We start from the raw sequence: 18278 nt of genomic DNA, 5'->3' as shown, positions 1-18278 counted from the left end.
GGACCATGACGACGACTCAGGCCGCACCGCTGCGGCAGATGCTCAGCAAGGTCCCCGAGGTCACCCTCTGGTTCTGGATCATCAAGGTGCTCTGCACCACCGTCGGAGAGAGCTTCGCCGACTACGTCAACGAGACGCTCGGCTTCGGCCTCCTGCCCACCGCTGCCCTCTTCACGGCCGCCTTCGCCGCGATCCTGATCCCCCAGATGCGCCTGACCCGCTACATCCCCTGGGTCTACTGGCTCACCGTCGTCGTCGTCAGCGTGACCGGCACCCTCTACACCGACATCCTCACCGACCGCCTCGGCGTCCCGCTGTGGATCAGCACGGGCGCATTCACCGCAGCCCTGGTGGGCGTGTTCTACGTCTGGCACCGGCGCGAGCGCACGCTCTCGATCCACAGCATCACCACCACGCCCCGCGAGGCCTTCTACTGGCTCACGGTGCTGGTCACCTTCGCCCTCGGCACGGCCACGGGCGACTGGACCCTGGAACTCACCGGCTGGGGCCCCGGCGTCTCGGTGCTCCTCCCCCTCACCCTGATCGTCGGCGTCGTCCTGCTGTGGAAGTCCGGCATGAGCCCGGTGCTGAGCTTCTGGCTGGCCTACGTGCTCACCCGGCCGCTGGGCGCCAACATCGGCGACTGGCTCGCCACGCCGAACAGCGCGCACGGCCTCGGACTGGGGACGCTCGGCACCAGTCTGGTCTTCCTGACCGCGATCGTGGCCACCGTCGTCCACCTGAGCAGGAGCCGGGTCGACGTACTGCCGGCGCGCGGGACGGTCGACGAGTAGGGCCGGAGCGGACCGACAGCGCTCTCGGGGACCCGTCCGGACGCGTACGACGACCGAGTCAGACGTTGAAGCGGAACTCGACGACGTCGCCGTCGGCCATGACGTAGTCCTTGCCCTCCATGCGGACCTTGCCGGCCTCACGGGCCTTGACCATGGAGCCGGAGGCGATGAGGTCGTCGAAGGAGACGATCTCGGCCTTGATGAAGCCCTTCTGGAAGTCGGTGTGGATGACGCCGGCCGCCTCGGGCGCCGTCGCGCCCTTCTTCACCGTCCACGCGCGCGACTCCTTGGGGCCGGCGGTGAGGTAGGTCTGCAGGCCGAGGGTGTCGAAGCCGACACGGGCCAGCACCTCCAGGCCGGGCTCGGTGACACCGGCCTCGGCGAGGAACTCCGCAGCCTCCTCGTCGTCGAGCTCGATCAGCTCGGACTCGAACTTGGCGTCGAGGAAGATCGCCTCGGCCGGGGCGACGAGGTCACGCATCTGCTGCTTGAGATCCTCGTCGTGCAGCTCGTCGGCGTCGCAGTTGAACACGTAGATGAACGGCTTGGCGGTCAGCAGCGAGAGTTCGCGCAGCAGCGACCTGTCGATGTCGGTCGCGATGATCGGCGTGCCGGCCTCGAGCGCCTGCTGCGCCTCCTTCGCCGCCTCCAGGTTCGCGACGAGCTCCTTGACCTTGCGCGACTCCTTCTCCAACCGGACGACGGACTTCTCCACCGTCTCGAGGTCGGCCAGGATCAACTCGGTCTGGATCGTGGAGATGTCGTTGCCGGGGTTGACCTCGCCGTCGACGTGGGTGACGTCCTCGTCACGGAACACGCGCGTCACCTGACAGATGGCCGCCGACTCGCGGATGTGGGCGAGGAACTTGTTGCCGAGCCCCTCCCCCTGCGAGGCACCGCGCACGATGCCGGCGATGTCGACGAACTCCACCGTCGCCGGGAGGATCCGCTCGGACCCGAAGACCTCGGCCAGGCGCGGCAGCCGTTCGTCGGGGACGCCGACGACGCCGACGTTCGGCTCGATCGTGGCGAACGGGTAGTTCGCCGCCAGGACGTCGTTCTTGGTCAGCGCGTTGAAGAGCGTCGACTTGCCCGCGTTGGGGAGACCGACGATGCCGATGGTGAGAGCCACGGGCGTCGATTCTAGGCCCGGTGGCACTCCCTGGCCGATTCGGCTCGGGCGCCTCGGCGCTCAGATGACGCGACGCCCCTGACGGAATCGCTTGCGCATGTCACGCAGGATGAGGCGGGCCTCGAGCTGGCGGAGCACGCGCGGCACCCGCCGGTACACCGGCGGGAAGACCTTCCAGAACAGGTCGTAGAGCATCTGATCGCGGCGCGACCACGGCAGCGCCAGCACCTCGCGCGTCCGCGCGTCCAGGTTGCCGCGCGTGAGCAGGTTCTGCAGCGGCACGGCCAGGCGCAGGTAGACCGGCCCGCCGTGATAGCTGAGCAGCTGCTTGGCGTAGCACTGGACGATGGGGTCGGCCTCGAGCTTGGCGAGCGACTCCTCCCAGTAGACGTCGAACTCGGCACGAGTCTGCGGCCACATCTGCGGCGTCACCTGAAGCGCCGTGCCGTAGATCCAGGCCTCGCGGTAGCAGCGCTCGCGGGTGGCGGCGTCCATCGGACCGAACATCCGCTCCATCAGCCACTCGCCGTTCTTGACCAGCGTCGCGGCGACCCACAGCTGTAGCTCGGGGTCGAAGGCGGAGTAGCGACCCGGCGAACGCACCGAGGTGTGCATCCGATTGACCAGCCGGGAGATCTCCTTCTTCTCCTGCTCCGTGCCGAGCACCATCACGTAGACGAAGGTCAGCGTCGTGCGGAGGCGATCGACCGGACGACGCAGGGTCGTGGAGTGCTCGGCGACGCCGAGACCGACGCCCTTCATCGCCAACTGGTACATGACCGAGGATCCGGCACCCAGGAGGAGCATGCGTTCGCAGACGTAGGCGTCCAGGCCGAACTTGCCCTCGGCCGGGTCGGGGGTCGCGGCGCTGCTCGGCGCGCCGTCGTGCGTCATCGTGGCCACGTGCAACAATGTCTCACTAGTTGTTGCATCGTTGCAAGAAGGCAGGGTCATATGTCGGACGACGCGCTCCTCGACGCCGCCGTCGCGCAGTTCGCGCTCACCGGCGTCCGCCGCACCAGCGCCGACGACATCGCGCGGCGAGCCGGCGTCAACCGCACCACCCTCTACCGACGCCTGGGCACCATGGACCTGATCGCCCAACGTGCGTTCCTCCGCGAGACCGAGCGCGTGCTGACGCAGATCATGACCGACGTCCCGGAGATCCCTCCCGCGCCGAGCGCCGGCTTCGACCCGGCGTCCAACATCACCGCCTTCTTCTCCGTGACCTTGGACGCCGTGCGCGGCAACGAGCTGCTGCGGCAGCTGTCCGTGCTCGACCGGGACGAGACGCTGGTCGGACTCACCGAGCGGGCCGGCGCGATCATCGCGCTCTCGGCCGATCTCGTCGCCGCGCGCGTCGTCGCCCTGCGCGCCCACGTCGGCAACCCCCGCACCGACGACGTCGCAGCCGTCGCGCAGACGCTCGCGCGGATCACCCAGTCGCTGCTCCTGACACCCGACGGGCCACCCGACCTGGCCACCGAACCTGCGCGGCGCGCCTACTGCGATGCGGTGATCACACCGCTCGTGCTCGGGGTGTGACGGACGCCTCTCCGGGCCGTGCGGCGACCCCGCGATCATCACGATCACCAGGCGCCACACGGGATCGCGATGCCCGCTGCCGATGCGGGAGTTCAACCAGCCGTCCCGCAGAATGGCCGCCATGCACGGCAGACGGACGACGCAGCGGGCGGCTCTCGCCGTCGCCATCGCCGGTCTGGCCGTGGGCACTCTCGCGGCCTTCACCGGGGCCCCGTCGTCGGCCGAGCCGGATCGATCCGTGGTCTCCGCGGCCTCGGCGGTGATCGATCCCGTCGGCACGGCAGCACCCGGCCGGCCCAACGGCGACCAGTTCACCGGCAAGCGGCCCAACATCATCCTGATCACCACCGACGACCAGGCCAGCAGCGACATGCGGTGGATGCCCAAGACGGTGCAGAACCTGGGTCGCGCGGGCGTGACCTTCAGTCGCGCACTCTCACCGCATCCGCTGTGCTGCCCGGCGCGCGCGGCGATCCTCACCGGCCAGTACGCGCAGAACAACGGCGTGAAGTCGAACCAGGACCCGTTCAACTTCAAGGCCCTCAAGATCAGCACCACGCTGCCCGTGTGGCTGAACCGGGTCGGCTACAACACCGCGTTCACCGGCAAGTACCTCAACGGCTACGGCACCCACGGGAAGCCCCAGCCCGGCTGGGACTACTGGGACGCCTCGATGATCAACCCGTACTCCTACGTGGGCTACGAGATGTATCAGAACGGCAACCCCCAGTGGTACAAGAAGCTCAACAACGTCGACTACATCAACATGCGCGTCGACAAGCTCGTGCGCGAGTACTCCGCCGACGACAAGCCGTTCTTCATCTGGGCCTCGCACGTCGCGCCGCACGGCCGACTCGACAAGGTGAAGAACATCCCGTCCACCGCCGAGGCCCTACCGCCGCGGCGCTTCCAGCGGATGTTCTCGGGCGTGAACTCGCCGTCGTTGCGGGACCCCGGATACACCTCCGACCGCATCAGCGACAAGAACTCGCTCGTGCAGCGCAAGAACCGACCGACGACGCAGAAGATCAACACCGTGTTCCGCTCGCGGATCCGGTCGCTGCAGGCTGTCGACCAGGGCATCGCCGAGCTGGTGCGGACGCTGCGCTCGCTCGGTGAGCTCGACAACACCTACATCATCTTCACCTCCGACAACGGCTTCCTGCTCGGCGAGCACAACCTGATCACCAAGAACGTGCCGTACCGACAGTCGTTGCGCGTGCCGATGATCGTGCGCGGTCCCGGCGTCCCGGCGGGCGCGGTGCGCAGTCAGCGCGCGCTGATGATCGACGTCGCTCCCACGATCGCCGACCTCGCCGGCGCCAAGCCCCTCATCCCGGTCGACGGCGTCTCGCTCGTGCCGGCCGCGGTCGACAACGCGCCCCTGCGCGAGACGGTGCTGATCCAGGCCGGCCCGCAGACCCCGGCAGATCTCTCCTACGGCTGGTGGTGGCGCGGCGTGACCACCGACCGCTACACCTACGCACGCTTCTTCGCCAACGGCCTCGAGGAGCTCTACGACCACCTGCACGACCCCTCCGAGATCAACAACGTCGCCAAGGACCCGCGTTACGCCGACGTGCTGGCTGAGCTGCGACGTCGAACGAAGGCCCTGGTCACCTGCAGCACCTCCACCCAGTGCAGCCAGAAGTTCGACGCGATGCCGGGTCCGTCCTGACCATGCGCCTGGCCACCTGGAACGTGAACTCGCTGCGCTCGCGCATCGACCGTGTCGAGGCCTTCCTCCAACGGCACGACGTCGACGTCCTGGCGCTGCAGGAGACCAAGGCCCGCGAGGACCAGCTGCCCCTGATGGGCCTGCAGGCTCTCGGCTACGAGGTGGCGGCGGCCGGCGTCAGCCAGTGGAACGGTGTCGCGATCCTCAGCCGCGTCGGGTTGGACGACGTCGAGATCGGCTTCGGCGGGATGCCCGGCTTCGGCGACCCGATCGCGCCCGAGGCCCGTGCGATCGGCGCCACCTGCGGCGGCGTGCGGGTGTGGTCGCTCTACGTGCCGAACGGGCGCAAGATCGACGACCCGCACTACGCCTACAAGCTCGAGTGGCTGGCTCGCCTTCGCGAGACCGCCACGTCGTGGCGCGACGTCCCGACGGCGCTCGTCGGCGACTGGAACATCGCCCCGACCGACGACGACGTCTTCGACATCGCCCAGTTCCGCACCAGCACCCACGTCACCCCGGCGGAGCGCGCCGCCTTCCAGGGCCTGCTGGACGACGGATGGTCGGAGGTGACCCGCGACCACGCGCCCGGCTTCACCTACTGGGACTACTACCGCCAGCGATTCGAGCGCAATCGCGGCCTCAAGATCGACTTCGTCCTCGGGTCGCCCTCGTTCGCCGACCGCGTGACCGGCGCGTTCATCGACGTCGACGAGCGCAACCCGACGATCGGCACGGGGGCGCCGTCCGACCACGCCCCCGTGGTCGTCGACCTCGCCGACTGAGTGACGCGACCTGTCCTTCGAGGACCCTGACGCTCCTCCGGCGACTGAGGCCGGGGACTGTCGGTGCTGACGGGCACAGTGTCGGCATGGACGCTTCCCCCGCGCTCGTCACCATCGCCGTTCTGCTCGTCGGCCTCGCCGGCACCCTCGGCTACCTGGCCGGGCTCCGCCACGGCCTGAGCGGCGGCCCCGACCCGACTGCCGCCGACGCCGCGCACGGTCGCGACCCCGAGGCCGAGGTCCTCGTCGTCCGCGAGGGACTGGAGCGGCTCCACGATCAGCTGCGAGACCTGGAGCACCAGCGCGTCTCCTGGCAGGGCCAGCTCCACCAGCAGGTGCTCGACATGCGCGCGGGCACCGAGGCGCTGCGCCGCGAGACCCAGTCGCTGTCGACCGCGTTGCGTCGCCCTCAGGTGCGCGGGCGTTGGGGCGAGCTGCACCTGCGGCGGGCCGTCGAGCTGGCCGGCCTCGTCGCCCATTGCGACTTCTCCGAGCAGTCGACGCACGTCGGGGCCGACGACGGCGTGAGGCGCCCTGACCTGGTCGTCTCGCTCGCGGGCGAGCGGCACGTCGTCGTCGACGCCAAGGTGCCGCTCGACGCGTTCCTCGACGCCACCGCGACCGACGAGGCGGAGGATCGCGACCACCATCTGGCACGGCACGCCCGGCAGGTGCGTTCCCACATCGACGGTCTCGGTGCCAAGGCCTACTGGCGCTCGCTGGCGAGCACGCCCGAGTTCGTCGTCCTGTTCCTGCCCTCGGAGACCTTCCTGGTGGCGGCGCTGGAGGCCGACGCCGGGTTGGTGGAGTACGCCGCGGAGAGGAACGTCGTGCTGGCGACGCCGTCGACGTTGATCGCGTTGCTCCGCACAGTGGCGCACGGCTGGCGCCAGGAGCGGTTGAGTCACCAGACCGCCGAGGTGCACCGCTTGGGCCGCGAGCTGCACCGCCGACTGCAGACCCTGAGCGCGCACTTCGACCAGCTCGGACGCTCGTTGAACGGCGCGGTCACCCACTACAACGCCGCCGTCGGCTCGTGGGAGTCACGCGTACTGGTGCAGGCGCGGCGCTTCTCCGAGCTCGGCGTCACCGACGATCCCCTCGCCGCTCCCGGCAGTGTGGCCAGCCAGGCAGTCGCGCCGGCTGTGCGGCGAGGCGACACCATCGACCCGTCGGGGCCGTCTACCGTGGCGGTGTGAGCAGGCGCGTGAGCGGAGCGGCGCGATGACCCTCCCCGCGTCCCGCACCATCTGGGAAGAGGGCCGGATGCCGGGGCGCAACGTGGTCGCGCTCGCCGCCGCGCTCGCGATGACGCTCACGGCTCTCGACCTCGTGGTCACTCAGCGCATGAGTGCACTCTTTGACGTCGGCTTCGTGCTGACCTGCCTGGCCCTCGCACTCGCCGTCAGCACCAGGGACTTCTTCACCGTCGGGATCCTGCCGCCGATCCTGATGCTCGGGACGTTCCTGCTGGTCGCCGCCGCCGACACGGCGGCGCTGGCGCGCGAGGACGACGGCTACGTCCAGGCCGTCATCTCCGGCCTCTCCCATCACAGCCTCGGTCTGGTGATCGGCTACCTCGGCGCCCTCGGCGTCCTCGCGGTACGCCAGCGCGTGCTCCGGGCGCGGCTCAGAGAAACCGCTCCGCGTCACCGGCTCCCAGCCTGAGCACCTCCGGAGCCCCCTCAGACCAGTCGACGACGGTCGTGGGCTGATCGGAGGTCTCGCCGGCCTCGATCACGATGTCGACGTCGTGGTCGAGTTCCTCCTTGATCTCCCACCCCATGGTGCGAGGCGCCTCCTCCCCGGGCAGGATCAGCGTGCTGCTGAGCAGCGGCTCGCCGAGCTCGGCGAGGAGCGCCTGGACGAACGCGTGGTCGGGGATCCGCACGCCGACGGTGCGCTTCTTCGGGTGCAGCAGTCGCTTCGGCACCTCGGGCATCGCCGGGAGGATGAACGTGTAAGGGCCCGGCGTCGACGCCCGGATGGCGCGGAACGCGGCGTTGTCGATGTGCACCAGCTGGCCCAACTGGGCGAACTCGGCGCACACCAGCGTGAAGTGGTGCTTGTCGTCGAGCTTGCGGATACGCAGGATCCGGTCGCGGCCGTCGCGATTGCCGATCCGACTGCCGAGGGCGTAGCCGGAGTCGGTGGGGTAGGCGATCAGAGCGTCGTCGCGCAGGGCCTCGACGATCTGGGCGATCAACCGCGGCTGCGGGTTGTCAGGGTGCACGTCGAGGAACCGGGCCATGGCCTGAGACTGGCAGACTCCACCCTGGACACCAAGCGGTCACTCCGACCGCCACGACGCACCCCGGCGAGAGGACGACGATGGCGAGACGACGCATCGCGTTCGTGCTGCCGGTCTACGACGAGGTCGAGTCCTTGACGGCGTTCCACGCCGCGCTGACCACGGCGATCGCCGAACGCCCCGACCTCGAGTTCGAGCTGGTCTACGTCGACGACGGAAGCCGCGACGGCTCCCTCGATCTGCTGCTCGAGCTCCGCGAGGCAGACGACCGGGTCGCCGTGCTCGGCCTCTCACGCAACTGCGGTCACCAGATCGCCGTCACGGCGGGGCTGGGCGCCGTCGGAGCAGCCGACGCGGTCGTCGTCATGGACACCGACCTGCAGGACCCGCCCGCCGTCGCGCTGGAGCTGATCGCGCGGTGGGAGCAGGGCGCCGACGTCGTCTACGCCCAACGCCGCACGCGGCGCGACTCCCGGTTCAAGCGCACGACCGCCTGGGGCTTCTACCGGCTGCTGTCCCGCGTCGCCTCGATCGAGATCCCGCGCAACGTCGGAGACTTCCGCCTGATGGATCGTCGCGTGGTGGCCGAGGTGGGCCGGTACCGCGAGCACGACCGGTTCCTGCGCGGCATCGTGGCCCACGTCGGGTTCCGCCAGGAGGCGGTGCTCTACGACCGCGAGCATCGGCACGCGGGGCGTACCAAGTACCCGCTGCGAAGCATGGTCGCCCTCGCCAGTGCGGGCATCGTGGGCTTCTCCACTGCGCCGCTGCGGTGGATATCCCGGCTCGGGTTCGCCATCTCGTTCATGGCGGTGCTGGTCGCCGCCTACGTGCTCTACGTGCGGGTGTTCAACCCCGAGGACGCCGTTCCGGGCTGGGCGTTCCTCGGCGTCGGCATGTTCCTGCTCGGCGGAATCCAGCTCATCATGATGGGCGTCATCGGCACCTACCTGGGCCGGGTCTACACCGCGACGCAGAATCGTCCGCTCTACTCGATCGCGCTGGTCGCCCGCGGATCGGCAGAGACGGACCCGTCGTCGCGTTGACCCGTCTTTATCCAAAGACGGGTCAACCTCCCGCGGGCGCGGTCAGACGCGCCCGGCGGCCTTGAGGTCGCGGCGCAGCTCCTTGGGGAGGGCGAAGATCAGCGTCTCCTCGGCCGTCTTCACCGCGCGCGCCTCGGGGTATCCGCGCTCGGCGAGGAACTGCAGGACGCCGTCCACCAACGCTTCTGGCACGCTCGCGCCGGAGGTGACCGACACGGTGCTGACGCCGTCGAGCCAGGACTCGTCGATCTCGGTGGCGTCGTCGACGCGGTAGGAGGCCTTCGCACCGGACTCCAGGGCGACCTCGACCAGCCGGACGGAGTTGGAGGAGTTCGCGGACCCGACGACGATCACCAGGTCGGCGTCCTGCGCGATCTCCTTGACGGCGAGCTGGCGGTTCTGGGTGGCGTAGCAGATGTCGTCGGACGGCGGATCCAGCAGCAGCGGGAAGCGCTCGCGGATCGCGGCGACGGTCGTGAGCGTCTCGTCGACCGAGAGCGTCGTCTGAGACAGCCAGGCGACGCGAGCCGGGTCACGCACGACGATCTTGTCGACGTCCCAAGGCCCCTCGACGAGCTGGATGTGCTCGGGTGCCTCGCCGGCGGTGCCCTCGACCTCCTCGTGACCGGCGTGACCGATCAGCAGGATGTCGTAGTCCTCGGCGGCGAACCGACGTGCCTCGTGGTGCACCTTGGTGACGAGCGGGCAGGTCGCGTCGATCGTCTTGAGGTCTCGCGACTCGGCCTGGCGGTGCACCTCGGGCGAGACGCCATGAGCGGAGAAGACGACCGTCGCGCCCGGCGGTACCTCGTCGAGCTCCTCGACGAAGATCGCGCCGCGCGACTCCAGGTCGGAGACCACGTGCTTGTTGTGCACGATCTGCTTGCGGACGTAGACAGGCGAGCCGTAGAGATCCAGGGCTTTCTCCACGGTCACCACCGCGCGGTCGACGCCGGCGCAGTACCCGCGCGGCGCCGCGAGCAGGACCGCTCGCTCGGCGTCCTCCGGGCTGAGGATCTGCGGCATGCCGACGTCGGTGGTCATGGGTGCCAGTCTACGAGGGGCTCCTGCCCCACCTGGAAACGACGAGACCCGCCGTCCAGCTGGACGGCGGGTCTCGTCGTTTCCNGCACCGGCGCCCCCCGCCGCCGAGGGGGGGGGGGGGTCTCGTGGTGGAGCGGGTGAGAGAAGGAGGTCAGTCCTTCTTCTCCTCCTCGGCCTCGGCGGGAGCCTCCTCCGCGACCTCCTCGGCCTCGGCCACGGGGGCCTCGGTCTCGAGGGTCTCGGTCGCCTCGGCCTCGGTGTCGACGTCGGACTCGACCGCGGGGGTATCCTCGACGACGTCCTCGGCCGGAGCCTCCTCGGCAGCCGGAGCCGGCGCAGCCTTGGCGGGCTTGGCCGACGCGGGCTTGGGGCTGTAGGCCTCGGTGACGAGCTCGATCACAGCCATGGGCGCGTTGTCGCCCTTGCGGGGACCGATCTTGGTGATCCGCGTGTAGCCACCGGGACGCTCGGCGAAGCCGGGACCGATCTCGGTGAAGAGCACGTGGACGACGCCCTTGTCGCGGATGACCTTGAGCACCTCGCGCCGCTGGTGCAGCGGGTTCTCGCCCGCGTGCGCCTTGCGTGCCTTGGTGATCAGCTTCTCGGCGTAGGGCCGCAGCACCCGTGCCTTGGCCTCGGTGGTGGTGATTCGGCCGTGCTCGAAGAGCTGGGTGGCCAGGTTCGCCAGGATCAGGCGCTGGTGCGAGGCGCTACCGCCGAGGCGGTAACCCTTCTTGGGAGTAGGCATTGCTTCTCTCGATTCTCCTCGGCCGTGTCAGGTACCGAGGTAGCGGGTTGCTGTGCGTTGACCCGTCTTCAGGTAAAGACGGGTCAACGCCCTTGCTGGTGTCGACCCGTCTTCAGACAAAGACGGGGCAACGTGTGGATCAGTACTGCTCGTCCTCGACGAAGGCATCGTCGTCGTCATCGCCGTAGGCGGCGAGGGCGGCGTGCGGGTCGAAGCCCGGTGCGGAGTCCTTGAGCGAGAGGCCCATCTCGACCAGCTTGGCCTTGACCTCGTCGATCGACTTCGCGCCGAAGTTGCGGATGTCGAGCAGGTCCTGCTCCGAGCGGCTGATGAGCTCACCCACGGTGTGGATGCCCTCGCGCTTGAGGCAGTTGTAGGAGCGGACGGTCAGCTGCAGGTCCTCGACCGGGAGGGCGAGGTCGGCGGCGAGCTGCTCGTCGACCGGCGACGGGCCGATGTCGATGCCCTCGGCCTCGACATTGAGCTCGCGAGCGAGACCGAACAGCTCGACCAGCGTCTTACCGGCCGAGGCGATGGCGTCGCGCGGCAGGATCGAGGGCTTGGTCTCGACGTCGATGACGAGCTTGTCGAAGTCGGTGCGCTGCTCGACACGGGTCGCCTCGACCTTGTAGGTCACCTTCAGCACGGGGCTGTAGATCGAGTCGACCGGCATGCGGCCGATCTCGTTGTCCGCGCCCTTGTTCTGCACGGCCGAGACGTAGCCACGGCCGCGCTCGACGACGAGCTCCATCTCCAGCTTGCCCTTGTCGGACAGGGTGGCGATCTTCAGGTCGGGGTTGTGCACCTCGACGCCGGCGGGCGGCGCGATGTCGGCAGCGGTGACGTCACCGGCACCGGACTTGCGCAAGTACATCGTGACCGGCTCATCGTGCTCGGAGGAGACGACGAGACCCTTGAGGTTGAGGATGATCTCGGTGACGTCCTCCTTCACGCCCTCCACCGTGGAGAACTCGTGCAGGACGGAGTCGACCTTGATGCTCGTGACGGCCGCGCCGGGGATCGAGCTGAGCAGGGTGCGACGGAGCGAGTTGCCGAGGGTGTACCCGAAGCCCGGCTCGAGAGGCTCGATGACGAACCGCGAGCGGAACTCGTCGACGGACTCCTCGTGCAGGGCGGGACGCTGTGCGATAAGCACTGTTTCTTTCCTTTCCGGACCCGACCGCTATATGAGGGGCCCGAACTTCTGAGTGGGAAGGAAGGTGGAGCGGTGCGGACGCCGCCTCGGCCCGTGGGCCGGGGCGACGCCCGCGGAGATCACTTCTTCGAGTAGTACTCGACGATGAGCTGCTCTTGGATCGGCATCTCGGTCTGCGCACGCACGGGAACCTGGTGGACCAGGGTCCGCATCCGCGACGGGGCCGCCTCGAGCCACGCGGGAACGATCCGCTCGCCGTGGGTCTCGCGGGCGACGATGAACGGCGTCATCTCCAGCGACTTCTCGCGCACGTCGATGATGTCGTACTGCGTCACCTGGAAGGACGGGATGTCGACCTTGCGGCCGTTGACCAGGAAGTGGCCGTGGACCACGAGTTGGCGGGCGTGACGACGCGTCCGGGCGAAGCCGGCGCGGTAGATCACGTTGTCGAGGCGGCACTCCAGGAGCTGGAGCAGGTTGTCGCCGGTCTTGCCGGTACGACGAGCAGCCTCGACGTAGTAGTTGTAGAACTGGCGCTCCATCACGCCGTAGGTGAAGCGGGCCTTCTGCTTCTCCTGCAGCTGCGTGCGGTACTCGCTCTCCTTCACGCGCGCGCGGCCGTGCTGGCCCGGCGGGTAGGGGCGCTTCTCGAAGGCGGCGTCGCCGCCGACCAGGTCGACACCCAGGCGGCGGGACTTGCGGGTCATGGGACCGGTGTAACGGGCCATGTCAGGTTCTCCTGTTCAGTCTCGTCGTCGGGGCTCAGACGCGCCGGCGCTTGGGCGGGCGGCAGCCGTTGTGCGGGGCGGGCGTGACGTCCTGGATGGTGCCGACCTCGAGGCCGATCGCACCCAGCGAACGGATCGCCGTCTCGCGGCCCGAACCCGGGCCCTTCACGAAGACGTCGATCTTCTTCATGCCGTGCTCCATCGCGCGACGACCCGCGGCCTCGGCGGCCATCTGAGCGGCGTACGGCGTGGACTTGCGCGAGCCCTTGAAGCCGACGGTGCCGGCGGAGGCCCACGAGATGACCGCCCCGGTGGGGTCGGTGATCGTGACGATCGTGTTGTTGAACGTGCTCTTGATGTGGGCCTCGCCCTGAGCGACGTTCTTCTTTTCCTTGCGGCGGACCTTCTTGGCCGCGCCCGCACGAGCCTTGGGAGGCATGCGTTATCTCCTGAAGTAGCTGGTCTTGAGGGGGAAGGTGAGTGATCCTCCGAGATCTCGAGACGGTCGCAGCGCGACCTCCTCGACCATCGGGGTCAGATCACTTGGCCTTCTTCTTGCCGGCAACCGTGCGCTTGGGACCCTTGCGGGTACGCGCGTTGGTCTTGGTGCGCTGGCCGCGGACCGGGAGGCCCTGGCGGTGGCGGCGACCCTGGTAGCTGCCGATCTCGATCTTGCGACGGATGTCGGCCTGGACTTCGCGGCGGAGGTCACCCTCGACCTTGAACTCCTGCTTCTCGATCTCATCGCGGAGCTTGACCAGCTCTTCATCACCCAGCTGGTGGACCCGCATGCTCGGGTCGACACCGGTCAGCTCGAGGAGCTGCTGGGCGCGGGTACGGCCGATGCCGTAGATGTAGGTGAGCGCGATCTCGACGCGCTTGTCGCGCGGGAGGTCGACGCCGACGAGGCGTGCCATGTGATGGCCTTTCGTGGAACTGCAGCGGTGTCGTCCGCGATGCACCCGGGTCTGTGCCCAGCTCCGGCCGTCTGCTCCGGAGGTGATTCGGCGGTATCCCGTGGGACCCGCCTAGCGATCGCGGTGATGGGTATTCAGTTGTTGAACTCTGGTTCGGGCGTTGTAGCCCAGGTTGCCTGTCGGCTCACCGGGTTTCGATGCGCCCGTTCCGGCCTCGCAAGCTCGGCCGGAGGGCTTACTCAACCTGCGGCTGAGACGCCCCGCGCTCCTTCGTCGCGCGTGGCTTCAGCCTTGACGCTGCTTGTGGCGCGGGTTCTCGCAGATCACCATGACGCGGCCGTGGCGACGGATCACCTTGCACTTGTCACAGATCGGCTTGACGCTCGGGTTGACCTTCATCTCGAAGGACCTTTCTTCAATCGGCTGGCGCTGAGTGGTTCAGCAGAAGCGAGCCGGCGGCTCACTTGTAGCGGTAGACGATGCGACCGCGCGTGAGGTCGTAGGGCGACAGCTCCACCACGACCCGGTCCTCGGGGAGGATCCGGATGTAGTGCTGGCGCATCTTGCCGCTGATGTGGGCGAGAACCTTGTGCCCGTTGCTGAGCTCCACACGGAACATGGCATTGGGGAGGGCTTCCACAACGGTGCCCTCCATCTCGATCACGCCTTCTTTCTTCGGCATGTCCTCACAATTCGCTCGCTGGTTCGTCTACCGTCCGACCCGGGAACCTCGCCGTCCGGCGGACGACGTGGACCTCATGTGGCCGTTCCATCCGCCTCATTCCCAGCGCGCGCCGCTCGCGACCCACGCTGGAGGAGCGAGGGTGGCGACCGAGCGATCCGGGCAGCCGCGAGGCAACACGAAACAGACCCATGTTGGGCCGACGGATCAGTCTAGGCGCACCGACTGCGGAAGTACGAATCGGAGCCACGGGGACCTCTCCGGCGCCTCACGCGGCAGCCGCCCCCTCCACCAGGAGTCGCAGCGTGTCCTCCCGTGCCGGCGACGCATCGGGCTTGGTGCCCTCGACCGCACCGGCCACCGGATGCACCATCACCTCGTCGACGTCGTAGCGCGCGGCGAGCTCGGCGATCTGCGCCCGGGAACTCTCGGGGTCGCCGATCACCCAGCGCGAGGCCATCGCCTCGACCAGCTCGCGCTGCTGGGCACTCAGCTCGCGTGCCTCGGCGTCCTCGACCGCAGGCAGTGCCGTCAGCGGCTGGCCACTGCGCAGGGCCAGCATCTGGTGCAGCTGCGGCTCGGCCAACCGCCGCGCCTGGGACGCCGTCTCGGCGACGCTCGCGTTGACCGTCAAGAACGTGCGGGGTTCGGCGAGCGCCTCGGACGGCTGGAAGCGCGAGCGGTACAGCTCCAGCGCCTCGGCGGTACCGGACCCGGAGAAGTGGTGGGCGAAGACGTAGGGCATGCCCTTCTCGGCCGCCAATCGCGCGGAGTAGTCCGACGAGCCGAGCAGCCAGATCTGCGGCACGCTGCGCGCCTGCGGAGTCGCCGCCAAGGTGTGCACACGACCACGCAGCTGGAGGCCGACTCCGGCCGGCGACATCATCGCAAGCACGTTGTCGACGTACTCGGGGAATCGCTCGACGGCCTCCTCGCTGACCCCGCCAGCGCCGTGCCGCAGCGCCCAGCTCGTCACGGGATCGGTACCCGGGGCCCGACCGATGCCCAGGTCGATCCGGCCCGGGAAAGCCGCCTCCAGCAGGGCGAACTGTTCGGCGACCACGAGCGGAGCGTGGTTGGGGAGCATCACTCCCCCGCTGCCGACCCGCAGACGTGACGTCGCTCCGGCGATCATCGCGATCAACACCGGCGGGTTGGTTGCCGCGACGGCGGGCATGTTGTGGTGCTCGGCGACCCAGTAGCGCCGGTAGCCGAGGTCGTCGGCCACCCGGGCGACGCCGAGCGAGGCCGCGAGGGCGTGGGACGTCGTCTGGTCGCCGCGGACGGGGACGAGGTCGAGGACGGAGAGCGCAGGAAGGGTCATCGCCCGGATCAACCTCGCCAGGCTCTGCTCCATTCCACGGGCCCGGGCTTCGACGTCAATCCGACGACGTGGCGCTGCGGCGCACGAGCAGGAGACCGGCGACGACCGCGAGCACGCACAGGCCGCCGAGCAGCGCGAGGTCCATGACGTAGTGGCCGGCGCCGGGCAGGGCGATCCAGTCCTCGTCCTCCCCCGGCTTGGTGGTGCGGGTCAGTCCCATCGCCGAGGCGGCGGCGCCGTACGCCCACCGCGACGGCGCGAGCCAGGCCACCTGCTCCAGGAGCGGTCGACCCGCGACGGCGAACAACGACCCCGAGAGCACCAACTGCACCATGATCATGCCGACGAGCGCCGGCATGGTCTGCTCCGAACTCGTGACGATCGCGGAGAGACACAGTCCGACCGCGGTCATCGTGAACGAGAGCACGCCGATGGCGACGGCTACCCGAACCGTCCCAGCGCTGCCGTCCGCACCGGGGAGACCCACCGTCGCGATCCACGTGACGAGCAGCCCCTGCACGAACGCCGCGGCGCCGAGCACGAGGATCTTGCTGGCGAAGTAGACCGTCGGCGAGAGCCCGACGGCGTACTCGCGCTGGAAGATCGGCCGCTCCCCGATCAGCTCCCGGATCGAGATCGCCGTACCCATCAGGCACGCCGCGACGATCAGCACGATCAGACGCTGCGTGGACTCCTCGGGGTTGAAGAGGAGGCCTTGGGGGCCCGGGCGCGCGGTGGCGTCGAGTGAGAGTCCGTTGCTCCCCGGCACGATCCGACTCAACCCGCCCAACACCACCGGGAGGAGCAGGAGCATGGTCAGCAGGAGCCGGTCCGAGCGCACGACCGCGATGTTGCGGCGCACCATCGTGGAGAGCTGTTTGGCAAAGGACTGATGCGGGGGCTCGGGCGCGGAAGCCGTGACCGGCGCCAGGTGCCGGGTGTCGACGGTGTCGGCGTGCTCCGGGATGCGCTGCCACAGGTCGGCGTCGTCGAGCAGGTCGAAGACCTCGGGATAGCTCTGCACGCCGAAGTGCGCCAGCACGCCGTCAGGAGGGCCGAAGTAAGCGACCTTGCCGCCCGGCGCCAGCACCATCACGTTGTCGCACACGTGCAGAGCCAGCACCGAGTGCGTCACCACCACGACCACGCGGCCCTCGTCGGCGAGGGTCCGGAGCTGCTTCATCACCTCGAGGTCCAGGCCGGGGTCCAGGCCCGACGTCGGCTCGTCGAGGAAGAGCAGCGGGGGCGCCGTCAGCAGTTCGGTGGCGATCGAGACGCGCTTCTTCTGACCTCCGGAGAGCTGGGTGCCGATCCGGTTCGCGAGCCTCTGCTGGAGCTGCATCTGACCCGCCACGGTCTCCACGCGAGCAGCTCGCTCCGCCTTCGTGGTGTCCGGCGGCAGGCGGAGCTCGGCCGCGTAGCCCAGCGCCTGGCCCACCTTGAGCTGCGGGTGCTGGATGTCCTGCTGGGGCACCAGACCGATCTGGAACCGCAACTGGTCGTAGTGCTCGTAGAGGTCGTGTCCCTGCCAGACGACGCGACCGTGCGTCGCCGGGCGCAGCCCGGTGAGGGCGCCGAGCATCGTCGACTTGCCCGACCCCGAGGGGCCCACCACCGCAGTCAGCGTCGACGGTGCGAGCTGGATGTTGAGGTTGTCGAGCAGTCGCTTGCCGTCGCCCACGACCACCGAGAGGCCGTCGGCGTAGAGCGTGTGCTCGTGGGCTGTGGCCGAGGCGACCAGCTGAGCGCCGTCCCAGGAGAACTTCTGATTGCCGAAGCCGACCTGCGCTCCAGCGGGGACCGGCACCGGACCGGCCACGCGGACGCCGTCGACGTAGCTGCCGTTGAAGCTCGCCAGATCGTGCAGCGTCGCCGTGCCGGCGCCCTGGCCCACCTCGAGCCGCGCGTGGAAGCGCGAGACGAGTGGGTCCTCCAGCACGACGGCGTTCGACGGATCACGGCCGATCGTGATCGCGGCACCCACCGGCGCGCCTGCCGCCACCATCACGGTGCCGTGCGCGACGTGTCCGGGGGTCGCCTGCGACGGCAGGTCGCTGAGGGGGCGGCCGGTGGAGGTATCGAGACTCCCCGCTCGTTGCTCACCAGGCTGCTCGACCACCGGAGGCGCGGGTGCCGGCTCGACCGACCACACCGCCAAGGGCACGCCGTCCGGCGCTCCGAGGCGCACCTCGAGCGGTGAACCCGAGACGGCGGCGCGCTCGGGCAGCCGGGTGCCGACGACGTCGAAGGTGCCCGCGCTGCTCATATCGCTCAGCGTCCACCCGGCGGCGCCCCGCTCGAGCACCAGGTGTTGGCGGGATACGCGGGGGTCGGCCACCACCACGTCGCTGGTGAGCTCGCGCCCGACCACCACGCGCGCTTGGTCGAACTCGACAGGGCCCTCTGGGGTGCGCACCCACAGGCGCGCGCTGCTGCCGTTCATCGCGG

20 protein-coding genes are annotated in these 18278 nt (G+C 69.2%); 7 read left to right on the top strand and 13 right to left on the bottom strand.

Going from position 1 to position 18278, the window contains the following annotated elements:
- The first annotated feature begins 5 nt into the window (after positions 1-5).
- Positions 6-794: a hypothetical protein gene (locus tag KSO97_RS13470; RefSeq protein ID WP_232679716.1), complete on the top strand. Its 789-nt coding sequence runs from the start codon at positions 6-8 to the stop codon at positions 792-794.
- 58 nt (positions 795-852) lie between these two features.
- On the opposite strand, the gene ychF is transcribed toward KSO97_RS13470, so the two are convergent.
- Together ychF and KSO97_RS13460 are read right to left on the bottom strand one after the other, a co-directional pair.
- A complete protein-coding gene (gene ychF, locus KSO97_RS13465) occupies positions 853-1926 on the bottom strand; it encodes a redox-regulated ATPase YchF (protein WP_232679714.1) in 1074 nt (357 codons plus the stop codon).
- Between the two features lie 60 nt (positions 1927-1986).
- The gene (locus tag KSO97_RS13460; RefSeq protein WP_232679792.1) at positions 1987-2820 is read right to left on the bottom strand and encodes an oxygenase MpaB family protein; all 834 of its coding nucleotides are present in this window, start codon (positions 2818-2820) and stop codon (positions 1987-1989) included.
- 60 nt (positions 2821-2880) lie between these two features.
- Between KSO97_RS13460 and KSO97_RS13455 the strand changes: the two genes are divergently transcribed.
- The 5 genes from KSO97_RS13455 (at position 2881) to KSO97_RS13435 (ending at position 7602) form a co-directional block, all read left to right on the top strand.
- Positions 2881-3471 carry a TetR/AcrR family transcriptional regulator gene (locus tag KSO97_RS13455; RefSeq protein ID WP_232679711.1) on the top strand — a complete coding sequence of 197 codons (591 nt, stop codon included), beginning with the start codon at positions 2881-2883 and terminating at the stop codon, positions 3469-3471.
- Between the two features lie 121 nt (positions 3472-3592).
- Complete coding sequence (locus KSO97_RS13450; protein WP_232679709.1) at positions 3593-5149, top strand: sulfatase; 1557 nt, start codon at positions 3593-3595, stop codon at positions 5147-5149.
- Between the two features lie 2 nt (positions 5150-5151).
- Positions 5152-5934, top strand: coding sequence for an exodeoxyribonuclease III (locus tag KSO97_RS13445; protein ID WP_232679707.1), 783 nt, complete (start codon positions 5152-5154; stop codon positions 5932-5934).
- 86 nt (positions 5935-6020) lie between these two features.
- Positions 6021-7133, top strand: a complete 1113-nt coding sequence (locus tag KSO97_RS13440) for a DNA recombination protein RmuC (RefSeq protein ID WP_232679706.1) — start codon at positions 6021-6023, stop codon at positions 7131-7133.
- 25 nt (positions 7134-7158) lie between these two features.
- Positions 7159-7602: a DUF6542 domain-containing protein gene (locus tag KSO97_RS13435; protein ID WP_232679704.1), complete on the top strand. Its 444-nt coding sequence runs from the start codon at positions 7159-7161 to the stop codon at positions 7600-7602.
- Here KSO97_RS13435 and KSO97_RS13430 read toward each other — a convergent pair.
- A complete protein-coding gene (locus KSO97_RS13430; protein ID WP_232679702.1) occupies positions 7565-8185 on the bottom strand; it encodes an L-threonylcarbamoyladenylate synthase in 621 nt (206 codons plus the stop codon). The genes KSO97_RS13435 and KSO97_RS13430 overlap by 38 nt on opposite strands.
- Before the next feature lie 80 nt (positions 8186-8265).
- On the opposite strand from KSO97_RS13430, the gene KSO97_RS13425 reads away from it, so the two are divergent.
- Entirely contained in the window at positions 8266-9231 is a 966-nt protein-coding gene (locus KSO97_RS13425; protein ID WP_232679700.1) for a glycosyltransferase family 2 protein, read from the top strand.
- 42 nt (positions 9232-9273) lie between these two features.
- Here the strand turns inward: KSO97_RS13425 and KSO97_RS13420 are convergent, their stop codons facing one another.
- The 10 genes from KSO97_RS13420 to KSO97_RS13375 all read right to left on the bottom strand — a co-directional run bounded on the left by KSO97_RS13420 (position 9274) and on the right by KSO97_RS13375 (position 18273).
- Positions 9274-10275, bottom strand: a complete 1002-nt coding sequence (locus tag KSO97_RS13420; RefSeq protein WP_232679698.1) for a 4-hydroxy-3-methylbut-2-enyl diphosphate reductase — start codon at positions 10273-10275, stop codon at positions 9274-9276.
- 151 nt (positions 10276-10426) lie between these two features.
- Positions 10427-11023, bottom strand: a complete 597-nt coding sequence (gene rplQ, locus KSO97_RS13415; protein WP_232679696.1) for a 50S ribosomal protein L17 — start codon at positions 11021-11023, stop codon at positions 10427-10429.
- A 139-nt stretch (positions 11024-11162) separates the two neighbouring features.
- On the bottom strand, positions 11163-12179 hold the full coding sequence (locus tag KSO97_RS13410; RefSeq protein ID WP_232679694.1) for a DNA-directed RNA polymerase subunit alpha: 1017 nt from the start codon (positions 12177-12179) through the stop codon (positions 11163-11165).
- Positions 12180-12298: 119 nt separating this feature from the next.
- Entirely contained in the window at positions 12299-12907 is a 609-nt protein-coding gene (rpsD, locus tag KSO97_RS13405; protein WP_232679692.1) for a 30S ribosomal protein S4, read from the bottom strand.
- A gap of 34 nt (positions 12908-12941) precedes the next feature.
- Positions 12942-13346: a 30S ribosomal protein S11 gene (gene rpsK / locus KSO97_RS13400; protein WP_139982931.1), complete on the bottom strand. Its 405-nt coding sequence runs from the start codon at positions 13344-13346 to the stop codon at positions 12942-12944.
- A 100-nt stretch (positions 13347-13446) separates the two neighbouring features.
- On the bottom strand, positions 13447-13824 hold the full coding sequence (gene rpsM, locus KSO97_RS13395; protein ID WP_232679689.1) for a 30S ribosomal protein S13: 378 nt from the start codon (positions 13822-13824) through the stop codon (positions 13447-13449).
- 285 nt (positions 13825-14109) lie between these two features.
- Complete coding sequence (gene rpmJ, locus KSO97_RS13390; protein WP_004008316.1) at positions 14110-14223, bottom strand: 50S ribosomal protein L36; 114 nt, start codon at positions 14221-14223, stop codon at positions 14110-14112.
- A gap of 61 nt (positions 14224-14284) precedes the next feature.
- Positions 14285-14506, bottom strand: a complete 222-nt coding sequence (gene infA / locus KSO97_RS13385) for a translation initiation factor IF-1 (RefSeq protein ID WP_232679687.1) — start codon at positions 14504-14506, stop codon at positions 14285-14287.
- 268 nt (positions 14507-14774) lie between these two features.
- Positions 14775-15830 (bottom strand): LLM class flavin-dependent oxidoreductase, encoded by a 1056-nt coding sequence (locus KSO97_RS13380; RefSeq protein WP_232679685.1) that lies wholly within the window; start codon positions 15828-15830, stop codon positions 14775-14777.
- Between the two features lie 55 nt (positions 15831-15885).
- Positions 15886-18273 carry an ATP-binding cassette domain-containing protein gene (locus tag KSO97_RS13375; RefSeq protein ID WP_232679683.1) on the bottom strand — a complete coding sequence of 796 codons (2388 nt, stop codon included), beginning with the start codon at positions 18271-18273 and terminating at the stop codon, positions 15886-15888.
- Positions 18274-18278 lie beyond the last annotated feature (5 nt).

This window comes from Nocardioides sp. R-C-SC26 (assembly GCF_021246465.1).
Taxonomy (GTDB): Bacteria; Actinomycetota; Actinomycetes; order Propionibacteriales; family Nocardioidaceae; genus Nocardioides.
The sequence above is the reverse complement of the archived record's forward strand: the minus strand, read 5'-3'. Positions and strand labels throughout refer to the sequence as shown.

Excerpts from the sequence above, each read along its gene's own strand:
- KSO97_RS13470 (WP_232679716.1), top strand. The coding sequence starts at position 6 with ATGACGACGACTCAGGCCGCACCGCTGCGGCAGATGCTCAGCAAGGTC.
- KSO97_RS13460 (WP_232679792.1), bottom strand. The coding sequence starts at position 2,820 with ATGACGCACGACGGCGCGCCGAGCAGCGCCGCGACCCCCGACCCGGCC.
- KSO97_RS13455 (WP_232679711.1), top strand. The coding sequence starts at position 2,881 with ATGTCGGACGACGCGCTCCTCGACGCCGCCGTCGCGCAGTTCGCGCTC.
- KSO97_RS13450 (WP_232679709.1), top strand. The coding sequence starts at position 3,593 with ATGCACGGCAGACGGACGACGCAGCGGGCGGCTCTCGCCGTCGCCATC.
- KSO97_RS13445 (WP_232679707.1), top strand. The coding sequence starts at position 5,152 with ATGCGCCTGGCCACCTGGAACGTGAACTCGCTGCGCTCGCGCATCGAC.
- KSO97_RS13440 (WP_232679706.1), top strand. The coding sequence starts at position 6,021 with ATGGACGCTTCCCCCGCGCTCGTCACCATCGCCGTTCTGCTCGTCGGC.
- KSO97_RS13435 (WP_232679704.1), top strand. The coding sequence starts at position 7,159 with ATGACCCTCCCCGCGTCCCGCACCATCTGGGAAGAGGGCCGGATGCCG.
- KSO97_RS13430 (WP_232679702.1), bottom strand. The coding sequence starts at position 8,185 with ATGGCCCGGTTCCTCGACGTGCACCCTGACAACCCGCAGCCGCGGTTG.
- KSO97_RS13425 (WP_232679700.1), top strand. The coding sequence starts at position 8,266 with ATGGCGAGACGACGCATCGCGTTCGTGCTGCCGGTCTACGACGAGGTC.
- KSO97_RS13420 (WP_232679698.1), bottom strand. The coding sequence starts at position 10,275 with ATGACCACCGACGTCGGCATGCCGCAGATCCTCAGCCCGGAGGACGCC.
- rplQ (WP_232679696.1), bottom strand. The coding sequence starts at position 11,023 with ATGCCTACTCCCAAGAAGGGTTACCGCCTCGGCGGTAGCGCCTCGCAC.
- rpsD (WP_232679692.1), bottom strand. The coding sequence starts at position 12,907 with ATGGCCCGTTACACCGGTCCCATGACCCGCAAGTCCCGCCGCCTGGGT.
- rpsK (WP_139982931.1), bottom strand. The coding sequence starts at position 13,346 with ATGCCTCCCAAGGCTCGTGCGGGCGCGGCCAAGAAGGTCCGCCGCAAG.
- rpsM (WP_232679689.1), bottom strand. The coding sequence starts at position 13,824 with ATGGCACGCCTCGTCGGCGTCGACCTCCCGCGCGACAAGCGCGTCGAG.
- rpmJ (WP_004008316.1), bottom strand. The coding sequence starts at position 14,223 with ATGAAGGTCAACCCGAGCGTCAAGCCGATCTGTGACAAGTGCAAGGTG.
- infA (WP_232679687.1), bottom strand. The coding sequence starts at position 14,506 with ATGCCGAAGAAAGAAGGCGTGATCGAGATGGAGGGCACCGTTGTGGAA.
- KSO97_RS13380 (WP_232679685.1), bottom strand. The coding sequence starts at position 15,830 with ATGACCCTTCCTGCGCTCTCCGTCCTCGACCTCGTCCCCGTCCGCGGC.
- KSO97_RS13375 (WP_232679683.1), bottom strand. The coding sequence starts at position 18,273 with ATGAACGGCAGCAGCGCGCGCCTGTGGGTGCGCACCCCAGAGGGCCCT.